This is a genomic window from Pseudooceanicola sediminis (genome assembly GCF_003575965.1).
Lineage (GTDB): Bacteria > Pseudomonadota > Alphaproteobacteria > Rhodobacterales > Rhodobacteraceae > Pseudooceanicola > Pseudooceanicola sediminis.
Map to the genome: position 1 here is coordinate 144,869 of NZ_QWJJ01000011.1, position 18,117 is coordinate 162,985.

Consider the following 18,117-nt stretch of genomic DNA (forward strand, 5'->3'; position numbering starts at 1 on the left):
GTGCATATGCCAGCAGAAAAGCGCCTAACCCTGTACTAACAATCTGATCATACGTTCTTTTTCGCCCACATCGTCACGACGAGAAAGTGCCTCACCCAAGTCCTCCAGCGATTGAATCGAATGGCCCGCGCGGAAACTGTCGACATGCGGCAGGATTGCCGCGATGCCCCGTGCCCGCGGGGCGAAGCCATCCCATCGCAGCAGCGGATTAAGCCAGATCACCCGCCGGGCCGACAGGTGAAGACGTTCGCATTCACGCCCCAGGGCCGCAGGATCATCTCGCTCCAGCCCGTCGGTGATCAGCAGCACGATGGCCCCCTGCCCCATGATCCGGCGCGACCAGGCGCGATTGAAGCTGCGCAGGCACTGCCCTATGCGCGTCCCCCCTTCCCAATCCTGCGCCTCGGCACCGGCGGCGGCCAGCGCGGCATCGACATCCCTGTGACCAAGGTGCCGGGTGATGTTCGTCAGGCGCGTGCCAAAGGTAAACGCATGAACCCTGGCCCAGCCCGCCCCCTGTTGGGTGCTGATCGCGTGCAGAAAGTGCAGGATCATCCGGCTGTATTGGCTCATCGAGCCTGAGATATCGCACAGCACCACAAGGTTCGGCCACCGGGGCCGCGCCTGCTTCAGCACCAGCCGGTTCAGGTCGCCGCCCTGCCGCATCGACTGGCGCAGGGTTCGGCGAAAATCGACCCGCGATCCCGCACGACCTTGCATGAAGCGCCGCGACGGCAGCGGCTTGACCGGCAGGTTCAGCCGGGCAAGCATCCGTTTTGCCCGGGCAATTTCATCCGTCGACATCTGCTCGAAATCCAGCGTGCGCAGACGTTCGTCGGACGATTGCGTCCGCGTCGCGTCGATCTCGATCTCCGCGTCGTCAGGGGCGTTCCCCGGCGGGGTAACCTGCACATTCGCACCATCCAGCAACGCCTCGGCTGCCCGCTTTTGCGCGGCCTCGGCGGCGCGTTCCTGCTGTGCCCCCCGCACCGCGGGCAGCAGCAGGGCCATCATGTGTTCCATATAACGGGGATCGCGCCAGAACAGGCGAAAGACCTGCGAAAACACCTGCGAATGTTCGCGCCGAGACACGAGGCACGCGTGCAACGTCCAGTAAAAGTCGCGTTTTTCGCTGAACCCGACCGCCTCGACAGCACGGACCGCCTCGATGACCCGCCCCGGCCCGATCGGCAGACCCGCCTTGCGCAATGCACGCGCGAAATGGGTGATGTTGCTGACCAGGCGCGGATGCTCGGGCAAATCCAGCACGCCCAGACCCTGCGCCGTCGCGTGGTCCCCCCGCTCCGTCATGCCTGCCATCGCCCCGTGCGCGGTGCCCGGATCCCGCGCGCGATCCGCCGTCGCCCCTCCGGCAATCTCACACCGGCGCCAGCGTCTTGCGGACGTCCTCCAGCAACCGTTTCGCCTCGCTGCCCTGAATGCGCGCAATGTCATCCTGGTATTTCAGGATCGCCCCCAGCGTATCGGAAATCGCCTCCGGGCTCAGGGTGATCACATCCAGCGCCAGCAGGCATTTTGCCCAGTCTATCGTTTCGGCGACGCCGGGTTTCTTGAACAGATCCTCCGTGCGCAACCTCTGGACAAAGGACACGATCTCGCGACTCAACGCCTGACTGGCCTCTGGCGCCCGCGCTGTCAGTATCTCGATCTCGCGGTCGAAATCGGGATAATCGACCCAGTGATACAGACAGCGCCGCTTCAGCGCGTCGTGCACCTCTCGGGTGCGGTTCGACGTCACGATGACAATCGGCGGCTCGGCGGCCTTGATCGTACCCAATTCGGGAATGGTCACCTGAAAGTCCGACAATGCCTCCAGCAGGAACGCCTCGAACGGCTCATCCGTCCGATCCAGTTCGTCTATCAGCAGAACGGGCGCTCCCCCGTCATGCGCGCGCATCGCCTGCAACAGCGGACGCTCGGTCAGATAGCGCGGCCCGAACAACTCCTCCTGCAATGCGCCCCGCTCGGCCCCTCCCGCCGCTTCCGCCGTGCGGATGGCCACCATCTGCGCCGGAAAGTTCCATTCGTAAACGGCCGAGCTTGCGTCCAGCCCCTCGTAACATTGCAACCGGATCAAGCGACGCCCCAAAGCCGCGGCAATCGACTTTGCCACCTCGGTCTTGCCGGTCCCCGGCTCGCCCTCCAGAAACAGCGGCCGGCCCAGCTTCAGCGCCAGGAAAACCACCGTCGCCAAGGGGCGCCCGCAAATGTAATCCTGCGTACCCAGCAGACGCCGGGTTTCGTCGATCGAGGCGGGATAGGTCATATGTGTCTCCGTGCACGGTTGAACCAGCCTGCATTCTGCGTCCCCACGGTCAAGGGCGACCAAGGTCGCCACCCCTTATCCCAGCTGCGCGCCCCCTCGTCCCTGCGGCGCCACAGTTCCGGAGCCAATGTTTACCCGAGATTGACGCAGCCCGTGCAACTTGCGAAGGTCCACATGGCCAGACACAACAGGACCCCTCTCATGCAGGACGGCAAGACACGATTTCTCGCCGTTCTCACGATCCGGAACGAAGGCGCATTCCTGCTGGAATGGCTGGCCCACCACCGCGCCGTCGGATTTACCGACTTCCTGGTGTTTTCCAACAATTGCCAGGACGGCACGGATGCGATGCTGGACCGGTTGCAGGCGCTCGGGGTCCTTACCCACCTGCGCAATGATGGGCCCTACGACAAGCGCGGGATCCAGTTCACCGCCCTGAAACGCGCCGAAACACTCGAAATCGTCAGGCAGGCGGATTGGATCCTGTGCCTCGACATCGACGAATTCGTCAACATCCACGCCGGGGATCGCACGCTGCCGGCCCTGCTGTCGGCCCTGCCCGACGCGACCGCCATCACGCTGACCTGGCGCCTGTTCGGCAACGACGGCGTGGTTGAATATGTCGATCGGCCCGTGACCGAAACCTTCGTGCGCGCCGCCCCGGAATTGCTGACCTGGCCGTGGCGCGCCGCCATGTTCAAGACCTTGTTCCGCAATGACGGCACCTATCGCAAGCTGGGCATCCACCGGCCCCGCGCCCCGCTCCCCGAGGCACTCGGGCAGGCGCGCTGGTTCGACGGTCAGGGGCGTGCGCTCGGCGCCGCCTTCCGCACCTCACGCATCTTTTCCAATTATGGCCAGCTCAACTACGCCCTGGTGCAGCTCAACCATTACCCGCTTGGCGCGATGGAAAGTTTCGTGCTCAAGGCCGACCGTGGCCGCGTGAACCACACCGCGGACCCCATGGCGATGGATTACTGGGTCGAGCGGAACTTCAATATCGACGAGGACCGCTCGATCCTCCAGATCGCTCAGACGCTGCACAGGCATCTCGATGACCTGCGCGGCGATGGCACGCTGGCGGCATTGCACGCCGCCGCGGTCTCCTGGCGGCACCAGCGGTTCCAGACGCTCATGCAGCACGACGACCACCGATCGCTGTTCGGGCGGCTCCTGCTCACGCCGCCGTCCCAGCCGATGCCCCAAGCCGCCGCGCGCCGCATCATCCGCTTCGCACTGGATGCACAGGCGGTTTCACAGGCAGTTTCACAGGCGGACGCCCAGTCGAATGGCTAGTCGAATGCGCCTTCGAACCCCGCAACAGGCGAATGACCTGGACGGATGCGCATTCCGCCCAGTAACCCTCTGGCACTTTCAAGGCGCTTGGGTTAATCGGCAATCATGACCGATAGCCTCACGATCCACCGCCCCGACGACTGGCACCTGCACCTGCGCGATGGCGCCATGCTGGAGGCCGTCCTGCCCGAAACCGCGCGTCACTTCGCCCGGGCCATCATCATGCCGAACCTGGTACCGCCGGTGGTGACAGGGGCGCAGGCCGCCGCCTACCGCGACCGCATCCTGGCCGCCCTGCCCGAGGGAATGGATTTCCAGCCCCTGATGACACTCTACCTGACCGAGGAAACCGACCCGGCCGACGTCGCGGCGGCCCATGCTGCAGGGCTGATCAGGGCGGTCAAGCTCTACCCGGCCGGGGCAACGACGAACTCGGCCTCGGGCGTGCGCGACTTCAACAAGGTCCGTCCGGTCCTCGAACAGATGGCACGGATCGGATTGCCCCTGTGCACCCACGGCGAAGTCACGGATGCAGAGGTCGACATCTTCGACCGCGAAGCCGTCTTCATCGACAAGGTTCTCGACCCGCTGCGACGCGACCTGCCGGAGCTGCGGGTCATCATGGAACACATCACCACGTCGCAAGCGGCCGATTATGTCCGCTCAGCCCCCGCAGGACTGGGAGCGACGATCACGACGCACCACCTCGTCATCAATCGAAATCATATCCTGGTGGGCGGGATCAAGCCGCACTACTACTGCCTTCCCGTCGCAAAACGCGCCACCCACCAAAAGGCACTGCGCCAGGCCGCGACCTCGGGCGATCCGCGCTTCTTCCTGGGAACCGACAGTGCGCCGCACGTCGATCCGGCCAAGGAATGCGCCTGCGGCTGCGCCGGCTGCTTTACCGCCACCAACACGATGCCGATCCTCGCACATGTCTTCGAACAGGAAAACGCCCTCGACAAGCTCGAGGCATTCACCTCGCTGAACGGGGCAAATTTCTACCGCCTGCCGGTCAATGCCGATACCCTCACACTCGCTCGTGGCGCGCGCGACGTCCCGACCAAGATCGAGAGCGGCGATGGCCCCGTCACCATCTTCGATCCCGGTTTCACGCCCGCCTGGCATGTAGCGGACTAATTGGTTTCCCTGTCAAAAATATCCCCGCCGGAGGCATGACCTTTTTGGGGCTTCCATCGGAAGCCCCAAGCCTCCGGCGGGGATACTTGAAACAGGGAAACATTGAACATTTTCAGAGGATGCGATCATGATCCCAAGCTCCTACCCCTCGAAAGAGCAAATAGCCCGGCTGACGGCCAGCATGTTGCTCGACATCCAGGCCGTGCACTTCAACGCGGAGGAGCCCTTCACCCTCGCGTCCGGCCTGCCCTCGCCGACCTACATCGACTGCCGCAAACTGATTTCATTTCCGCGCATCCGTTCCACCCTGATGGATTTCATGACCTGCACGGTGATGCGCAATGCCGGGCTCGAGGCCTTCGACAATATTGCGGGGGGCGAAACGGCGGGCATTCCGTTCGCCGCGCTCGTTGCCGAACGCATGGCCCTGCCGATGACCTATGTACGCAAGAAGCCAAAGGGCTATGGTCGCAATGCCAGGATCGAAGGCGCGATGAGCGAGGGCCAGAGGGTGCTGCTGGTCGAGGATCTGACGACAGATGGCGGATCCAAGCTGTCTTTCGTCGATGCGATCCGGGAAACCGGCGCCAGTTGCGCGCACACGGCCGTGATTTTCTTTTACGGTATTTTCGATGGCACCGAGGAAAAGCTGGCCGAGCATGGGGTAACTCTGCATCATCTTTGCACCTGGTGGGACGTGCTGGAGGAGGCGCGCACACGCGCCGATTTCAGCACCTCGACGCTTGATGAGGTCGAGGCGTTCTTGAAGGCCCCTCGTGCCTGGCAGGATGCCCGCAAGGCGTAGACGCGATTCCCCCTCTGCCGTCGCGGCTGGGCTCCAACGCCTGACCTCCGACACCTGGCGTCCGACGGGCAGCGCGGGGCAATGGCAGCGGTGATTGGCCAAACAAGCGGCACCTTGCCGGGCGGGATCCGCGCAAAACGCGTTTCCCGTCATGAGATGGCACAGGTCTTGCGTTTATGTCGCAATTTTGCACATCATCTGGTAAAAGTGATCATGCACCGCTTATCCACAGGATTATACAATTTGCCTGTGGGTGGCCAGGTTCGCTAAGCACCTCGAAAACACGAGGCGCGAAAAGTCAGGTTGGCAGAACTCCGGTCTGGAAAGCTCGGGCGGAAAATACGGGTCAGGCAAGCGCAGGACATGCGAGCGCGAAACAGGCAAACTCGGGACAGATCGCGGCGCGGGCAGCCCATCCGGTCTGCCGGGAAATATCGGGCCAGGCCCAGGACGGCGCACTTTGACGCGAGGCGCTGACCGGCGACGGGACAGGCGGGGAAACAGGGGATACCAATGAACGAGATCACGGCATTCAATCCGACGGGCGCAAGTGTCGAGATGCCCGATACCATGCCCCATTCCGTTGAGGCCGAGCAGCAGCTGCTCGGCGCCATCCTGACCAACAATGACGTCTATGACCGCATTGCCCAGGTCATCGGCGCGCGGCATTTCTATGACCCGGTCCATGCCCGGATCTTTGAGATTGCCGCGGCCCGGATCGCCAAGAACAACCTCGCCTCGCCTGTCACGCTCAAGGCGTTTCTGTCCGATGACGAAGGACTGAAGGAACTGGGCGGGCCATCCTACCTGGCCAAGCTGGCCGGGGCCGCGGTTTCGTCGTTCGCGGTGCGCGACTACGCGCAGATGATCTATGATCTGGCCGTGCGGCGTGAACTGATCCGACTGGGACAGGATATCTCGGCCGCCGCGACCAAGGTGGATGTCGACAACGACCCCCGCGAACAGATCGTCCAGGCGGAACAAAAGCTCTACAAGCTGTCCGAGCAGGGCCAGGCCGAAAGCGGCTTCGTCTCTTTCCTCAAGGCCGTGACCGACGCCGTTCAGGTCGCCAATGCCGCCTACATGCGCGAGGGTGGCCTGGCCGGGATTTCGACCGGGTTGATCGACATGGACCGAAAGCTGGGCGGTTTGCACAAATCCGACCTTCTGATCCTTGCCGGCCGCCCATCGATGGGCAAGACCTCGCTGGCGACCAACCTCGCCTTCAACATTGCCAAGGCCTACAAGCGCGGCACCCTGCCCGATGGCACCCAGGGGGCCATCGAGGGCGGCGTTGTCGGGTTTTATTCGCTGGAGATGAGCGCCGAGCAACTTGCAGCGCGTATCCTGTCCGAGGCGGCAGAGGTGCCCTCCGAACAGATCCGGCGCGGCGACATGACCGAGGAGGAGTTCCGCCGCTTCGTGCAGGCCGCCAAGGACCTGGAATCCTGCCCGCTCTATATCGACGACACCGCGGCCATTCCGATCGCGCAGCTGTCGGCCCGCGCCCGCCGTCTGAAGCGCACCCACGGGCTGGACCTGCTGATCGTCGACTACCTGCAACTCGTGCGCGGGACGGCAGACAACCGTGTGCAGGAGATTGGCGAGATCTCGATGGGCCTGAAGGCCATCGCGAAAGAGCTGAACATCCCCGTCATTGCGCTGTCGCAGCTGTCGCGCGGCGTTGAAAACCGTGAAGACAAGCGACCCCAGCTTTCAGACCTCAGGGAATCGGGCTCGATCGAACAGGATGCCGACGTGGTGATGTTCGTGTTCCGCGAGGAATATTATGTCGAACGTGAAAAGCCGTCGGATGACCGTCTGGACGAAATCGCGGCCTGGCAGCAGCGGATGGAACGTCTGCATGGCAAGGCCGAAGTGATCATCGGCAAGCAGCGGCACGGCCCCATCGGCTCGATCGAGCTGTCCTTCGAGGGGCGCTTTACCCGCTTTGGCAACCTTGCCAAACCCTGGCAACAGGATGCCGGCGAATACTGATCGCCCTGCCCGGGCAATTGCCGGGCCTTCCCGGTTTGCTGATGCCAACCCCATGATCTGACTGGCGAAACCCGTCTGGTCGCGCAAGGTATCATGCGCGGCCTGTCCTGCCGTTGCCTGCGCCGGAGGGGCCCGCCAGCGCGCGCGGATATCCCGCCGCGTCACGCCGTAGGGCGCGGGCACGAGTCATGACGCGCGGCGCCACAGTGCACCCGCAGCATAACTTCCTGCCAAAAAGTTAAGCACCCGCTCGTAGCGCCTCTCCACCCTTTGTTCAGAAAATGAAGTTTTCTGAGGTCTGGAAATCTGCCGTTAACGCAAAACGGCTAATTCTTTAGGCACATCAGAGGGTGCTGACCGCACATGTTCGCTGCAACGCAGCGAATAGTCTGGACAGACTCGTGCAACCAACAGGACACTTGCTGACATAACGGGACACTTGCTGACATGCGGTATGTAATTCTCCTCCTCCTCGCCCTTTTGCCAGCCCGCGTATGGGCCGAAGGCATAGATTTCAGTTACGACCCCACCCTGATCGAGGTCGATGTCGAACTGGCGCTCATGGTGGACGTGTCCCGCTCGATGACCACGCACGAACTGGACATCCAGCGCCACGGCTATGCAGCCGCGCTGACCAGCGACGCGGTCATGGACGTGATCGCCCAGGGCTTTCTGGGGCGGATCGCGGTCACCTATGTCGAATGGGCCGGGCCGGGCAGCCACCGCATCGTGCTGGACTGGACCACCATCGGCACCCTGCCCGAGGCCGAGGCCGTCTCGGCCATCCTGATGAACACGCAACCCTTCGGAATGCAGCGTACCTCGATCTCATCCGCGCTCGACTATGCCGCGGAACTGATTGAAAACAATCAATATCAGGGATTGCGACGCGTGATCGACGTCTCTGGCGACGGTCCGAACAATTCCGGTGCGCCGGTGGTGCCATCGCGTGATCGCGTCCTGGCGCAGGGCATCGTCATCAACGGGCTGCCCCTGATGACCGACGAAGGCGTCGGCTCTCAATGGACGGTCAATGACCTGGACGCCTATTATCGCGATTGCGTGATCGGCGGCCATGGCGCCTTTGTGGTCGCGGTGCACAGCTGGGATGAATTTGCCAGCGCGGTGCGTCAGAAGATCCTGATGGAGATCGCCTCGGCAGTGCCGCGTATCCAGCACGCCGAAATGATCGTTCCGGTCGCCGGAACCGCCCCCGGCACCTATGATTGCATGGCCGGGGAAAAGACCTGGGACCGTTTTCGCCAGAACTGGGAACCGTAGGGCCCGCGCCGACGGACCCGGTCCGCACGACATCTCCATACACCTCGCCTGATACGTCTCGTCCCCCGATTTACTGTCGCACCAGCCGCTCTCTGGTTGCTCCGGCCCGGCGCATTTACCCGCCGCCGTCAGCGGGACACCGCGCCAATACCGGCCCGCCCTGGATATTCCCCTTGCACAGCCGCGCGCGGCCCAGCAAAAAGCGGCCATGAGCACCGCACGCCTGACCATCGACCTCGACGCGCTGACTTCCAATTGGCGCACGTTGGATTCCGCCTCTGCCGCAACCGTGGAAACGGGTGCGGTGGTCAAGGCAAACGGCTATGGCCTGGGGGTGGAACGCGTCGGCCGGGCGCTTGCCGCGGCCGGGGCACGCCGTTTTTTCGTCGCCGTCGCCGAAGAAGGTGCGGCCCTGCGCCGCGCGCTCGGCCCCGGGCCCGAAATCAACGTCTTTTCCGGGCACATGAATGGCGACACCGATCTGATCGCCCAGGCCGGGCTGACGCCGATGCTGAACTCCATCGACCAGCTCTTGCGCCACGTCGAGGCATTGCCCGGCCATGCCTTCGGTGTTCAGCTCGATTCCGGTATGAACCGCCTCGGCATGGAGCCGGGCGAATGGGATGCCCTGCGCGATATCGCCCTGGCCCAGAACCCGACCCTGATCATGTCGCACCTGGCCTGCGCCGACGAACCCGATCACCCGATGAATGCGCATCAGCTTGAAATGTTTCGGGAAATGACCCAGGGCCTTGGCGTGCCCTGCTCTCTCTCCGCCACGGGCGGCATCCTGCTGGGGCCGCAGTATCACTGCGATGTGACGCGCCCCGGCATCGGCCTCTATGGCGGTTTCCCGTTCCAGGAGGCAACGGCGGTGGCCCACCTGGACCTGCCGATCATCCAGACCCGCGACGTCGGGGTGGGTGAAACCGTCGGCTACGGCAACACCTGGACGGCACAGCGCCCCAGCCTGATCGCGACGGTGGCCGCAGGCTATGCCGACGGCATCCACCGCGTCATGGGTCCGAACACCATGCTCTATGCCGGCAACGTCGCCTGCCCCGTCGTCGGGCGCATTTCGATGGACCTGATCACCGTCGACATCAGCGACCTCGCGGAGGAAACGCCCGAGTATCTCAGCCTGCTGAACGAGGTTCAGACCGTCGATGTGCTGGCCGACAACGCCGGCACCATCGGCTACGAAATCCTGACGTCGCTCGGCGGTCGCTACCTGCGGAGCTATGCCGAGTAGATGGCCCTCATCCTGCGCCTCCTCGCCCATATCGGGCGCGCCGTTCTGGGGGTCCTGGCCGTGTTCGGCCGGGTCGTGATCTTCTTTGCGCAGACCGTATCGCATCTGCTGCGCCCGCCCTTTTATGGCCGTGAATTCATCCTCGCCCTGCTCAACATCGGCTGGCTGTCGCTGCCGGTGGTCGGGCTGACGTCGATCTTCACCGGGGGCGCGCTGGCTTTGCAGATCTATGCGGGCGGATCGCGTTTCGATGTCGAATCCGTCGTGCCGCAGATCGTCGCCATCGGTATCGTGCGCGAACTGGGGCCTGTCATGGTCGGTCTGATGATCGCCGCGCGCGTCACGTCCTCCATCGCTGCGGAAATCGCCACGATGAAGGTGACCGAGCAGATCGATGCCCTGATCACCCTGTCGACCCACCCGATGAAATACCTCACGGTGCCGCGTGTCCTGGCAGCACTGGTCACGGTGCCCGTGCTGGTCGGCATCGGCGACATCATCGGCGTGATGGGCGGCTATCTCGTGTCGACCTATTCGCTGGGCTTCAACCCCGCCGCCTACATCCAGAACACCGTGAACTTCCTCGAACCGCTCGACGTCATCTCGTCGCTGGTCAAAGGCGCGGCCTTCGGCGTGATCGCCGCCTTGATGGGGTGCTATTTCGGCATCAACTCCGGGCGCGGCGCACAGGGCGTCGGTGCCGCGACGAAATCGTCGGTCGAGGCCGCCTCGATCCTGATCCTGGCCTGCAACTTCCTGCTCACGGGGGTGTTCTTCTCGCTATGATACGCCTTGAACAGGTCACGAAAACCTTTGGCAGCAACCCCGTTCTGCGCGGTGTCGACCTCGAGGTGCCAAAGGGCACGTCGATGGTGATCATCGGCGGATCGGGCACCGGTAAATCGGTGCTGCTGAAATGCGTTCTGGGGCTGGTGACACCCGACGCGGGCAAAATCCTGGTCGATGGCACGGATGCCACCAAGGGCGACCGCGATGCCTTTCTCGCCCGCTTCGGGATGCTGTTCCAGGGTGCGGCGCTGTTCGACAGCCTGCCAGTCTGGCAAAACGTCGCCTTCCGCCTGATGCGTGGCAGCCTGAAACGCCCCCGCGCCGAGGCGCGCGAGATCGCGATCGAGAAACTGCGCCGCGTCGGCCTGAAACCCGATGTCGCAGACCGCCTTCCGGCCGAACTTTCGGGCGGCATGCAAAAGCGCGTCGGCCTGGCCCGCGCCATCGCCGCGGATCCCGAGATCATCTTTTTCGACGAACCCACCACCGGCCTCGATCCGATCATGGCCGGTGTCATCAACGACCTGATCCGCGAAATCGTCGTGGAAATGGGCGCGACCGCGATGACCATCACGCACGACATGTCCTCGGTGCGCGCCATTGCCGACAATATCGCGATGCTGCACGGTGGCGTCATCCAGTGGACCGGCCCCGTCGCACAGATGGACACCTCCGGCGATCCCTACCTCGACCAGTTCATCAACGGTCGCGCCGACGGACCCATCGAATCCGTGCGCTGATGCGCCGCGCGCTGGTCTTCGCCAACCTCGCCCTGCTGATCCTGTTCCCGCTGTCCTGGGCGGCGCCGCTGGCGCGCGCCGGGGTGCTGCCGCTGTTCGGACTGTCCGAAATCTCGGTCCTGTCCGGCATCGCCGCGCTCTGGCACAGCGACCCTGTGCTTGCCGGGATCGTGGCGCTGTTCGCCCTGATCGCGCCTGTCGCCAAGACCCTGACCCTTGCGGCTGTCCTGTCGCGCCGCGCCCACCCGCGCTGGCTCCGCCTGACCGGCGGGCTGGGTCGCCTCGCCATGGCGGATGTCTTTCTGATCGCGCTCTATATCGTGCTGTCCAAGGGCATCGGCGTCGGGCGCGTAGAAACGGCCTGGGGGCTTTACCTGTTCACCGGTTGCGTGCTGGCCTCCCTCGCCATCTCGGCCCTCGCCAAACGCGCCTGACCCGGCGTTTTCGCACCTCACCGGCGTTCTTTCGCCCGTTTGCGTACAGAATGCTTTTGACCCCCCCGCGCGGCTCGGGCACAAGCCCCCTCATGGCAAAACCCGTCACGACATTTTCCTGCAACGAATGCGGCGCGATCACCTCCAAGTGGTCGGGGCGCTGCGAAGCCTGCGGCGCATGGAATTCGATCAGCGAAGACGTGCCCCTGTCGGCCGGGCCAAAGGGCAATAGCCTCGGCGCGCTCCGCGGCAAACGCGTCGCCCTGTCGGATCTGTCGGATGCCGAAACCCCGCCGCCGCGCACCGCGTCCGGAATGGATGAACTGGACCGCGTGTTGGGCGGTGGCCTCGTGCCCGCCTCGGCCATCCTTGTCGGCGGCGATCCCGGCATCGGCAAATCCACCCTGCTGTTGCAGGCGGCCGCCGCTTTCGCGGGCAAGGGCCTCAAGACCTTCTATATCTCGGGCGAGGAAGCCTCGGCGCAGGTGCGCATGCGCGCCGCCCGCCTCGGCCTTCAGGATGCCAGCGTCAAGCTGGGCGCCGACACCTCGCTGCGCAACATCCTGACCACACTGGATGAACAGCGCCCCGACCTCGTGATCATCGACTCGATCCAGACGATGTGGAGCGATACCGTCGACAGCGCCCCCGGCTCGGTCAGCCAGGTGCGCGCCGCCTGTCACGAACTGACGACCTTCGCCAAGACGCGCGGTGCATCCGTCGTGCTGGTTGGCCATGTCACCAAGGAAGGCCAGATCGCCGGCCCCCGCGTCGTCGAACACATGGTCGACACCGTGCTCTATTTCGAGGGCGAGCGTGGCCACCAGTTCCGCATCCTGCGCGCGGTGAAAAACCGCTTTGGCCCGGCGGATGAAATCGGCGTCTTCGAAATGACCGGCGGCGGGCTGGCGCAGGTTGCCAACCCCTCGGCGTTGTTTCTGTCCGAACGCGGCACCCCCTCTCCCGGCTCGGTCGTCTTTGCCGGGATCGAGGGCACCCGCCCCGTTCTGGTCGAGGTGCAGGCGCTGGTCGCCCCCACCCCGCACAGCCAGGCGCGCCGCTCGGTTGTCGGTTGGGATGGCAGCCGCCTGGCGATGATCCTTGCCGTGCTGGAATCGCGTTGCGGCATCCCCTTTGCGGGGATGGACGTCTACCTCAACGTCGCCGGCGGCATGAAGATCAGCGAACCTGCCGCCGATCTGGCGGTGGCCGCAGCACTGCTTTCGGCGCGCGAAGATGTGGCTTTGCCGGCAGATACCGTTGTTTTCGGAGAGATTTCCCTGTCTGGGGCGCTACGTCCCGTCGGGCAGACGGAAAACAGGTTGAAAGAAGCACAGAAACTTGGTTTTTCATCGGCGATCGCCCCGGAAGGTGGCAAGCCGGGGAGTAGCGAGGGGCTGAAACTGACCCGCATGGCGGATCTGACCAGCTTCGTGGGCGAGATTTTCGGCGCCGGGTAAGGCGCCGCTTCAAACGGGATACGGACTTTAATGGACGGTTTTACACTTATCGACGGCATCGTGGCCGTGGTCATCCTGCTGTCGGCGCTGCTGGCCTATTCGCGGGGCTTCGTACGCGAAGGGCTGGCCATCATCGGCTGGATCCTCGCCGCCGTCCTGGCCTTTATCTTTGCGCCGCAGATCCAGCCTCTGGTCAAGGAAATCCCGGTGATCGGCGATTTCATCTCCGACAGCTGCGAACTCTCGATCATCACCGCCTTCGGTGTGCTGTTTGCCGTTGTGCTGGCCATCGCGTCGCTGTTCACGCCGCTGTTTTCCTCCGTTGTGCAACGCTCGGTCATCGGTGGCATCGACCAGGCTGCGGGGTTCCTCTTCGGCATCGCGCGCGGCATCTTCCTCGTCGCGCTGGCGTTCTTTGTCTATGAAACCGTGCTGACGTCGCAGGACGTGCCGATGGTCGACAACTCGCGGTCTGCCGTCGTCTTTGCCAAGCTGACCGGCAAGATCGAAGACGAAGACCCCGCGCGCGCCCTCGGCTGGATCACCACGCAATACGAAGAACTGACCAGCTTCTGCGTCGCGCCCGACGCGGCACAGTAACCGACCAGCGCCCAAGGGGGCGGTATCAGCGTGACGCCCGGGCGCAGCTGCGCAGGGCATCCCCCCGATGCCCGCCCCCGCGATCCCCGCCCCCGCGATCCCCTTGGGGGCCAACCCATCCCCCATCCCGCCCCATCTGCCGCATTAGCGGGCGTGCGACAGCGGCACGCGGCGCAAAGTTCACGTTCCCGAAATGCGCGGCGCAGAGTCATGATCCTTTCGTGACACTCCGGTTCAAGCCGCGTAAGAGGGGCCCAACGGACGTGACCGGATTCGGAGCATCTCCCTTGCCCACACCCAAAGACACTACCCAGCCTCAGATTTCTGCCCAGGCGCATCGGCACCAGCCGCAATGCGCCGTCAAATCCCTGGCAGATGCCCCAAGGTTCTACGCGCATCCCTTCGATGACGATAAACTGAAAGAGGAATGCGGGATTTTCGGCGTGATCGGCGTGTCCGACGCGTCGAACTTCGTGGCCCTGGGCCTGCATGCGCTTCAGCATCGCGGCCAGGAGGCCGGTGGCATCGTCTGTCATCACCCCGAATTCGGCTTCAACTCGATCCGCAGCTTCGGCTACGTGCGCGACAACTTCACCTCTGCGGACGTGATGGAAACGCTGCCCGGCCCGCTTGCCATCGGCCATGTGCGCTATTCCACAGCCGGCTCCAAGGCCGCCGTGATCCGCGATGTCCAACCGTTCTTTGGCGAATTTTCCATGGGCGGCGCTGCGATTGCCCACAACGGCAACATCACCAACGCCCTTGCCCTGCGGCGTGAACTGATCGAACGCGGGTCGATCTTTCAAAGCTCCTCTGACAGCGAATGCATCATTCACCTGATGGCGCGCTCGCTGCAAAAGGGCATCCCCGAACGGATGGAGGATGCCCTGCGCCGGGTCGAGGGCGCGTTTTCCGTCGTCGCCATGACCCGAACCAAGCTGATCGGTGTGCGCGACCCGCTGGGCGTGCGCCCGCTGGTGCTGGGCAAGGTCGGTGACGGCTGGGTCCTCAGCTCGGAAACCTGCGCGCTCGACATCATCGGCGCCGAGTTCGTGCGCGAGATCGAGCCGGGCGAAATGGTCGTGATTTCCGCCGACAAGGGCGTCGAATCGCGCCACCCCTTCCGCCCGCAGCCCTCCAAGTTCTGCATCTTCGAACATGTCTACTTTTCGCGGCCCGACAGCATCATCGGCGGCCAGTCCGTATACGAGACGCGCCGCCGCATCGGTGTCGAGCTGGCCCGCGAAGCCCCGGTCGAGGCCGACCTGGTCTGCCCCGTGCCCGACAGCGGCACCCCGGCGGCCATCGGCTTTTCCCAGGAAAGCGGCATTCCCTACGCCATGGGGATCATCCGCAACCAGTACATGGGCCGCACCTTCATCGAACCGACCGAGCAGATCCGCAACATGGGCGTGCGTCTGAAACTCAACGTCAACCGCGCGCTGATCAAGGGCAAGCGGGTCATTCTGGTCGACGACTCGGTCGTGCGCGGCACCACCTCGCGCAAGATCAAGGAGATGATCCTGGATGCCGGCGCCGCCGAGGTGCACTTTCGCATCGCCTCTCCGCCGACCGCGTGGCCCTGCTTCTATGGCGTCGATACCCCGCAGCGTGAAAAGCTGCTGGCCGCCACCATGTCCGAGGAAGAGATGCGCCAGCACCTCAACGTCGATTCGCTGCGCTTTGTCTCGCTCGACGGGCTCTACCGTGCCGCGGGCGAACCTGACGGGCGCAAGAACAGCTGCCCGCAATACTGCGACGCCTGTTTCAGTGGCGAATACCCGGTCGAACCCTCCGACATGATCGCCAAGGGGTTCGAGCTCAAGACAGCGGCCGAATAAGGCACAGCCGGGGGGTGGCACGACGCCGCCCCGCGCCCTAGATGATCCCAGGACGCGGCCATTCCGATGGCGGCGTCCTTTTCACGTGCCCTGCCCCGTTCCGCTTGCGTCATGACGGTGGGGCCAAATGCCAAAGGTCCGATCCATGAACCTCCTCTCGCTCGATGCCCGGTGGCGCCGCTTCAACGACCCCGACTTCACCAGCCAGATCGACGGGCGCCAGTTCTCGGGTGTGTTCGACCTGGGCTACGACGCCCCCGACGCCTGGCCCTTCGGCCCGCGCCTCGACGGCGGCGCGCCGGTGCTTGACGCGGGCGAGGATCGCCTGTCGGCCGAACTCTGCCGCCTTGGCGAAAACCGCTATCTCCACGCGGTGCTGCCGATCCCCGTGCGCGGCAGCGACGAGGTGTTCTTTTTCGCCCCCTGGGTGCAGGTCGCACCGTCCGATTTCTACGCCTATCTCGACAGCCTGGATCAGGACGCCCCGCCCTTTGCAGGCTGCGAAGGGCTGATTGCCAACCTGCTGCCGGGGTTCGAGGACGAAGATATCGCCTGCCGGCTGGTGCCCGGCGGCCCCGGCGAACGCCCCGTCGCACAGGCCCAGACCGACCCGCTGGCCGCAGCGCAGGCCGAAGGGATCTCGTTTGACGCCCTGCTCGACCTCTACGCGGCGGCGGGCGATGACATCCGCCCGCACCTGGCAAACGGCTGACCCTGTCCCTGCCTGACCGGGCGCCTGACCCTGCGCCTACCTGACACGGCGCCTGACCGGGTGCCCGACCCTCTGTCCGGCGATGCCTTGCCGGTGCCGCACCGTGGTCTCGGCAAGGCCGTGCCACTGGCGGCATCGCGTCGCCGCGCCCCTTTCCGCCCTTGCGGCTCACTGTCATGTCACGGCGCAAACTGCACAATGACAGGACATGCCCCATGGCCAATATTCCCCGCGTCGTCGCCAACAACGCCACCCAGGCAGACCAGCTCGATCTGGCCGAGGTCGCGCTTCTCGGCACCATTGTCGGTCCGCGCGGCCCCCAGGCCTTGCTGCGCATGGGGTCGGGGCGGATCCGCAAGGTCAGTGCCGGTGATCGCCTCGGCCTCGGCTTTACCCGCGTGCTGGCCATCGGCAACGGCCAGCTCCAGCTTGCCAGCGGCGGCACGGTCCAGACGCTGACCATCCCCGGCTCCTGATCGCCCCGGACAGCCCAGCGTCTCAGCGTCTCAGCCTCTCAGCCTCTCAGCCTCTCAGCCTCTCAGCCTCTCAGCCTCTCAGCCTCTCAGCCTCTCAGCCTCTCAGCCTCTCAGCCTCTCAGCCTCTCAGCCTCTCAGCCTCTCAGCCTCTCAGCCTCTCAGCCTCTCAGCCTCTCAGCCTCTCAGCCTCTCAGATCGCTTGACCCGCGCGATGAAAACACGCAAGACCCCCCGCATGACCGATCAGATCCAGACCCCCGCCGCAGACCGTCCCGTGGCCCTTGTCACCGGGGCCTCGCGCGGCCTTGGCGCGGCGCTTGCCTATGCCCTGTCGCACAGCCATCACGTCGTGGCCGTGGCCCGGACCGTCGGCGCACTCGAAGAGCTGGACGACCGCATCCAGGCGGCGGGCGGCTCGGCCACGCTGGCGCCGATGGATGTCACCAAACCCGACGCGATGGCGCAACTTTGCCGGTCGATCTACGATCGCTGGGGTGGCATCGCCCTCTGGGCACATACCGCCGTGCATACCGCGCCGCTGACCCCGGCCAGCCATGTCGACGCCAAGGACTGGTCAAAGTCGCTTGAGACCAACGTCACCGCCATGGGTCACCTCGTACCCTATGTCGCGCCGCTGCTGGGCCGGACCGGCACCGCGTTGTTCTTTGATGACCCTGCCGCGCCGGGGGCCAAGTTCTTTGCCTCCTACGGCGCGACCAAGGCCGCACAGATCGCCATGGCCCGCTCCTGGGCGGCGGAAACGGTGCGCACGGGGCCACGCGTGCAGATCCTGACGCCCCGCCCGATGCCGACGGCCGTGCGCGCCCGCTTCTATCCCGGCGAAGACCGCGCCGCCCTCACCCCCTGCCCTGACGAGGCCGCGCGCCTGCTGGCGACGGTCCTGACCCCCGCCACCTGACTGGCCGCCGACGTGCCGCCGACCAGCGGCGCGCGCCCGCTCGCGTGCCGCTGCCCGGGGGTGGCGGAGCCGCCGCTCAGCCCC

At 64.7% G+C, this 18,117-nt stretch carries 17 protein-coding genes; 15 read left to right on the forward strand and 2 right to left on the reverse strand.

The features are described from left to right. Positions 1-24: 24 nt before the first annotated feature. Complete coding sequence (locus DL237_RS13635; protein ID WP_119399651.1) at positions 25-1,311, reverse strand: vWA domain-containing protein; 1,287 nt, start codon at positions 1,309-1,311, stop codon at positions 25-27. 67 nt (positions 1,312-1,378) lie between these two features. Beyond that, positions 1,379-2,287: an AAA family ATPase gene (locus tag DL237_RS13640; protein ID WP_119399625.1), complete on the reverse strand. Its 909-nt coding sequence runs from the start codon at positions 2,285-2,287 to the stop codon at positions 1,379-1,381. 201 nt (positions 2,288-2,488) lie between these two features. Between DL237_RS13640 and DL237_RS13645 the strand changes: the two genes are divergently transcribed. From DL237_RS13645 to DL237_RS13715, 15 genes are all read left to right on the forward strand, one after another. Beyond that, positions 2,489-3,583 carry a glycosyltransferase family 2 protein gene (locus DL237_RS13645; RefSeq protein WP_119399626.1) on the forward strand — a complete coding sequence of 365 codons (1,095 nt, stop codon included), beginning with the start codon at positions 2,489-2,491 and terminating at the stop codon, positions 3,581-3,583. Between the two features lie 105 nt (positions 3,584-3,688). Then, positions 3,689-4,726, forward strand: a complete 1,038-nt coding sequence (gene pyrC / locus DL237_RS13650) for a dihydroorotase (protein WP_119399627.1) — start codon at positions 3,689-3,691, stop codon at positions 4,724-4,726. Between the two features lie 127 nt (positions 4,727-4,853). Next, positions 4,854-5,531 carry an orotate phosphoribosyltransferase gene (locus tag DL237_RS13655; protein WP_119399628.1) on the forward strand — a complete coding sequence of 226 codons (678 nt, stop codon included), beginning with the start codon at positions 4,854-4,856 and terminating at the stop codon, positions 5,529-5,531. Positions 5,532-6,044: 513 nt separating this feature from the next. Continuing rightward, positions 6,045-7,529, forward strand: a complete 1,485-nt coding sequence (locus DL237_RS13660) for a replicative DNA helicase (RefSeq protein WP_119399629.1) — start codon at positions 6,045-6,047, stop codon at positions 7,527-7,529. Between the two features lie 447 nt (positions 7,530-7,976). Then, complete coding sequence (locus DL237_RS13665) at positions 7,977-8,810, forward strand: DUF1194 domain-containing protein (protein ID WP_119399630.1); 834 nt, start codon at positions 7,977-7,979, stop codon at positions 8,808-8,810. A gap of 208 nt (positions 8,811-9,018) precedes the next feature. After that, on the forward strand, positions 9,019-10,062 hold the full coding sequence (gene alr / locus DL237_RS13670) for an alanine racemase (protein ID WP_119399631.1): 1,044 nt from the start codon (positions 9,019-9,021) through the stop codon (positions 10,060-10,062). Further along, complete coding sequence (locus tag DL237_RS13675) at positions 10,063-10,848, forward strand: MlaE family ABC transporter permease (protein WP_119399632.1); 786 nt, start codon at positions 10,063-10,065, stop codon at positions 10,846-10,848. After that, positions 10,845-11,591 (forward strand): ABC transporter ATP-binding protein, encoded by a 747-nt coding sequence (locus DL237_RS13680; RefSeq protein WP_119399633.1) that lies wholly within the window; start codon positions 10,845-10,847, stop codon positions 11,589-11,591. Before DL237_RS13675 ends, DL237_RS13680 begins: the two co-directional genes overlap by 4 nt. Then, positions 11,591-12,025, forward strand: a complete 435-nt coding sequence (locus DL237_RS13685; protein WP_119399634.1) for a paraquat-inducible protein A — start codon at positions 11,591-11,593, stop codon at positions 12,023-12,025. The genes DL237_RS13680 and DL237_RS13685 overlap by 1 nt, the downstream gene beginning before the upstream one ends. A gap of 92 nt (positions 12,026-12,117) precedes the next feature. Beyond that, positions 12,118-13,485: a DNA repair protein RadA gene (radA, locus tag DL237_RS13690; protein WP_119399635.1), complete on the forward strand. Its 1,368-nt coding sequence runs from the start codon at positions 12,118-12,120 to the stop codon at positions 13,483-13,485. A gap of 30 nt (positions 13,486-13,515) precedes the next feature. Further along, positions 13,516-14,085, forward strand: coding sequence for a CvpA family protein (locus DL237_RS13695; protein ID WP_119399636.1), 570 nt, complete (start codon positions 13,516-13,518; stop codon positions 14,083-14,085). A 368-nt stretch (positions 14,086-14,453) separates the two neighbouring features. After that, the gene (gene purF / locus DL237_RS13700) at positions 14,454-15,926 is read left to right on the forward strand and encodes an amidophosphoribosyltransferase (protein ID WP_119399652.1); all 1,473 of its coding nucleotides are present in this window, start codon (positions 14,454-14,456) and stop codon (positions 15,924-15,926) included. 145 nt (positions 15,927-16,071) lie between these two features. Further along, the gene (locus DL237_RS13705) at positions 16,072-16,638 is read left to right on the forward strand and encodes a DUF2199 domain-containing protein (RefSeq protein WP_158585644.1); all 567 of its coding nucleotides are present in this window, start codon (positions 16,072-16,074) and stop codon (positions 16,636-16,638) included. 215 nt (positions 16,639-16,853) lie between these two features. Beyond that, positions 16,854-17,114: an amidophosphoribosyltransferase gene (locus tag DL237_RS13710; RefSeq protein ID WP_119399638.1), complete on the forward strand. Its 261-nt coding sequence runs from the start codon at positions 16,854-16,856 to the stop codon at positions 17,112-17,114. Between the two features lie 235 nt (positions 17,115-17,349). Continuing rightward, positions 17,350-18,033 (forward strand): SDR family NAD(P)-dependent oxidoreductase, encoded by a 684-nt coding sequence (locus DL237_RS13715; protein ID WP_119399639.1) that lies wholly within the window; start codon positions 17,350-17,352, stop codon positions 18,031-18,033. Positions 18,034-18,117 lie beyond the last annotated feature (84 nt).

What these genes read in the sequence shown, in the direction of transcription:
- DL237_RS13705 (WP_158585644.1), top strand. Translation starts at nt 16,072, where the DNA reads ATGAACCTCCTCTCGCTCGATGCCCGGTGGCGCCGCTTCAACGACCCC.
- alr (WP_119399631.1), top strand. Translation starts at nt 9,019, where the DNA reads ATGAGCACCGCACGCCTGACCATCGACCTCGACGCGCTGACTTCCAAT.
- radA (WP_119399635.1), top strand. Translation starts at nt 12,118, where the DNA reads ATGGCAAAACCCGTCACGACATTTTCCTGCAACGAATGCGGCGCGATC.
- DL237_RS13715 (WP_119399639.1), top strand. Translation starts at nt 17,350, where the DNA reads ATGACCGATCAGATCCAGACCCCCGCCGCAGACCGTCCCGTGGCCCTT.
- DL237_RS13665 (WP_119399630.1), top strand. Translation starts at nt 7,977, where the DNA reads ATGCGGTATGTAATTCTCCTCCTCCTCGCCCTTTTGCCAGCCCGCGTA.
- DL237_RS13710 (WP_119399638.1), top strand. Translation starts at nt 16,854, where the DNA reads ATGGCCAATATTCCCCGCGTCGTCGCCAACAACGCCACCCAGGCAGAC.
- DL237_RS13645 (WP_119399626.1), top strand. Translation starts at nt 2,489, where the DNA reads ATGCAGGACGGCAAGACACGATTTCTCGCCGTTCTCACGATCCGGAAC.
- DL237_RS13640 (WP_119399625.1), bottom strand. Translation starts at nt 2,287, where the DNA reads ATGACCTATCCCGCCTCGATCGACGAAACCCGGCGTCTGCTGGGTACG.
- DL237_RS13655 (WP_119399628.1), top strand. Translation starts at nt 4,854, where the DNA reads ATGATCCCAAGCTCCTACCCCTCGAAAGAGCAAATAGCCCGGCTGACG.
- DL237_RS13635 (WP_119399651.1), bottom strand. Translation starts at nt 1,311, where the DNA reads ATGACGGAGCGGGGGGACCACGCGACGGCGCAGGGTCTGGGCGTGCTG.
- DL237_RS13695 (WP_119399636.1), top strand. Translation starts at nt 13,516, where the DNA reads ATGGACGGTTTTACACTTATCGACGGCATCGTGGCCGTGGTCATCCTG.
- DL237_RS13680 (WP_119399633.1), top strand. Translation starts at nt 10,845, where the DNA reads ATGATACGCCTTGAACAGGTCACGAAAACCTTTGGCAGCAACCCCGTT.
- DL237_RS13675 (WP_119399632.1), top strand. Translation starts at nt 10,063, where the DNA reads ATGGCCCTCATCCTGCGCCTCCTCGCCCATATCGGGCGCGCCGTTCTG.
- DL237_RS13685 (WP_119399634.1), top strand. Translation starts at nt 11,591, where the DNA reads ATGCGCCGCGCGCTGGTCTTCGCCAACCTCGCCCTGCTGATCCTGTTC.
- DL237_RS13660 (WP_119399629.1), top strand. Translation starts at nt 6,045, where the DNA reads ATGAACGAGATCACGGCATTCAATCCGACGGGCGCAAGTGTCGAGATG.
- pyrC (WP_119399627.1), top strand. Translation starts at nt 3,689, where the DNA reads ATGACCGATAGCCTCACGATCCACCGCCCCGACGACTGGCACCTGCAC.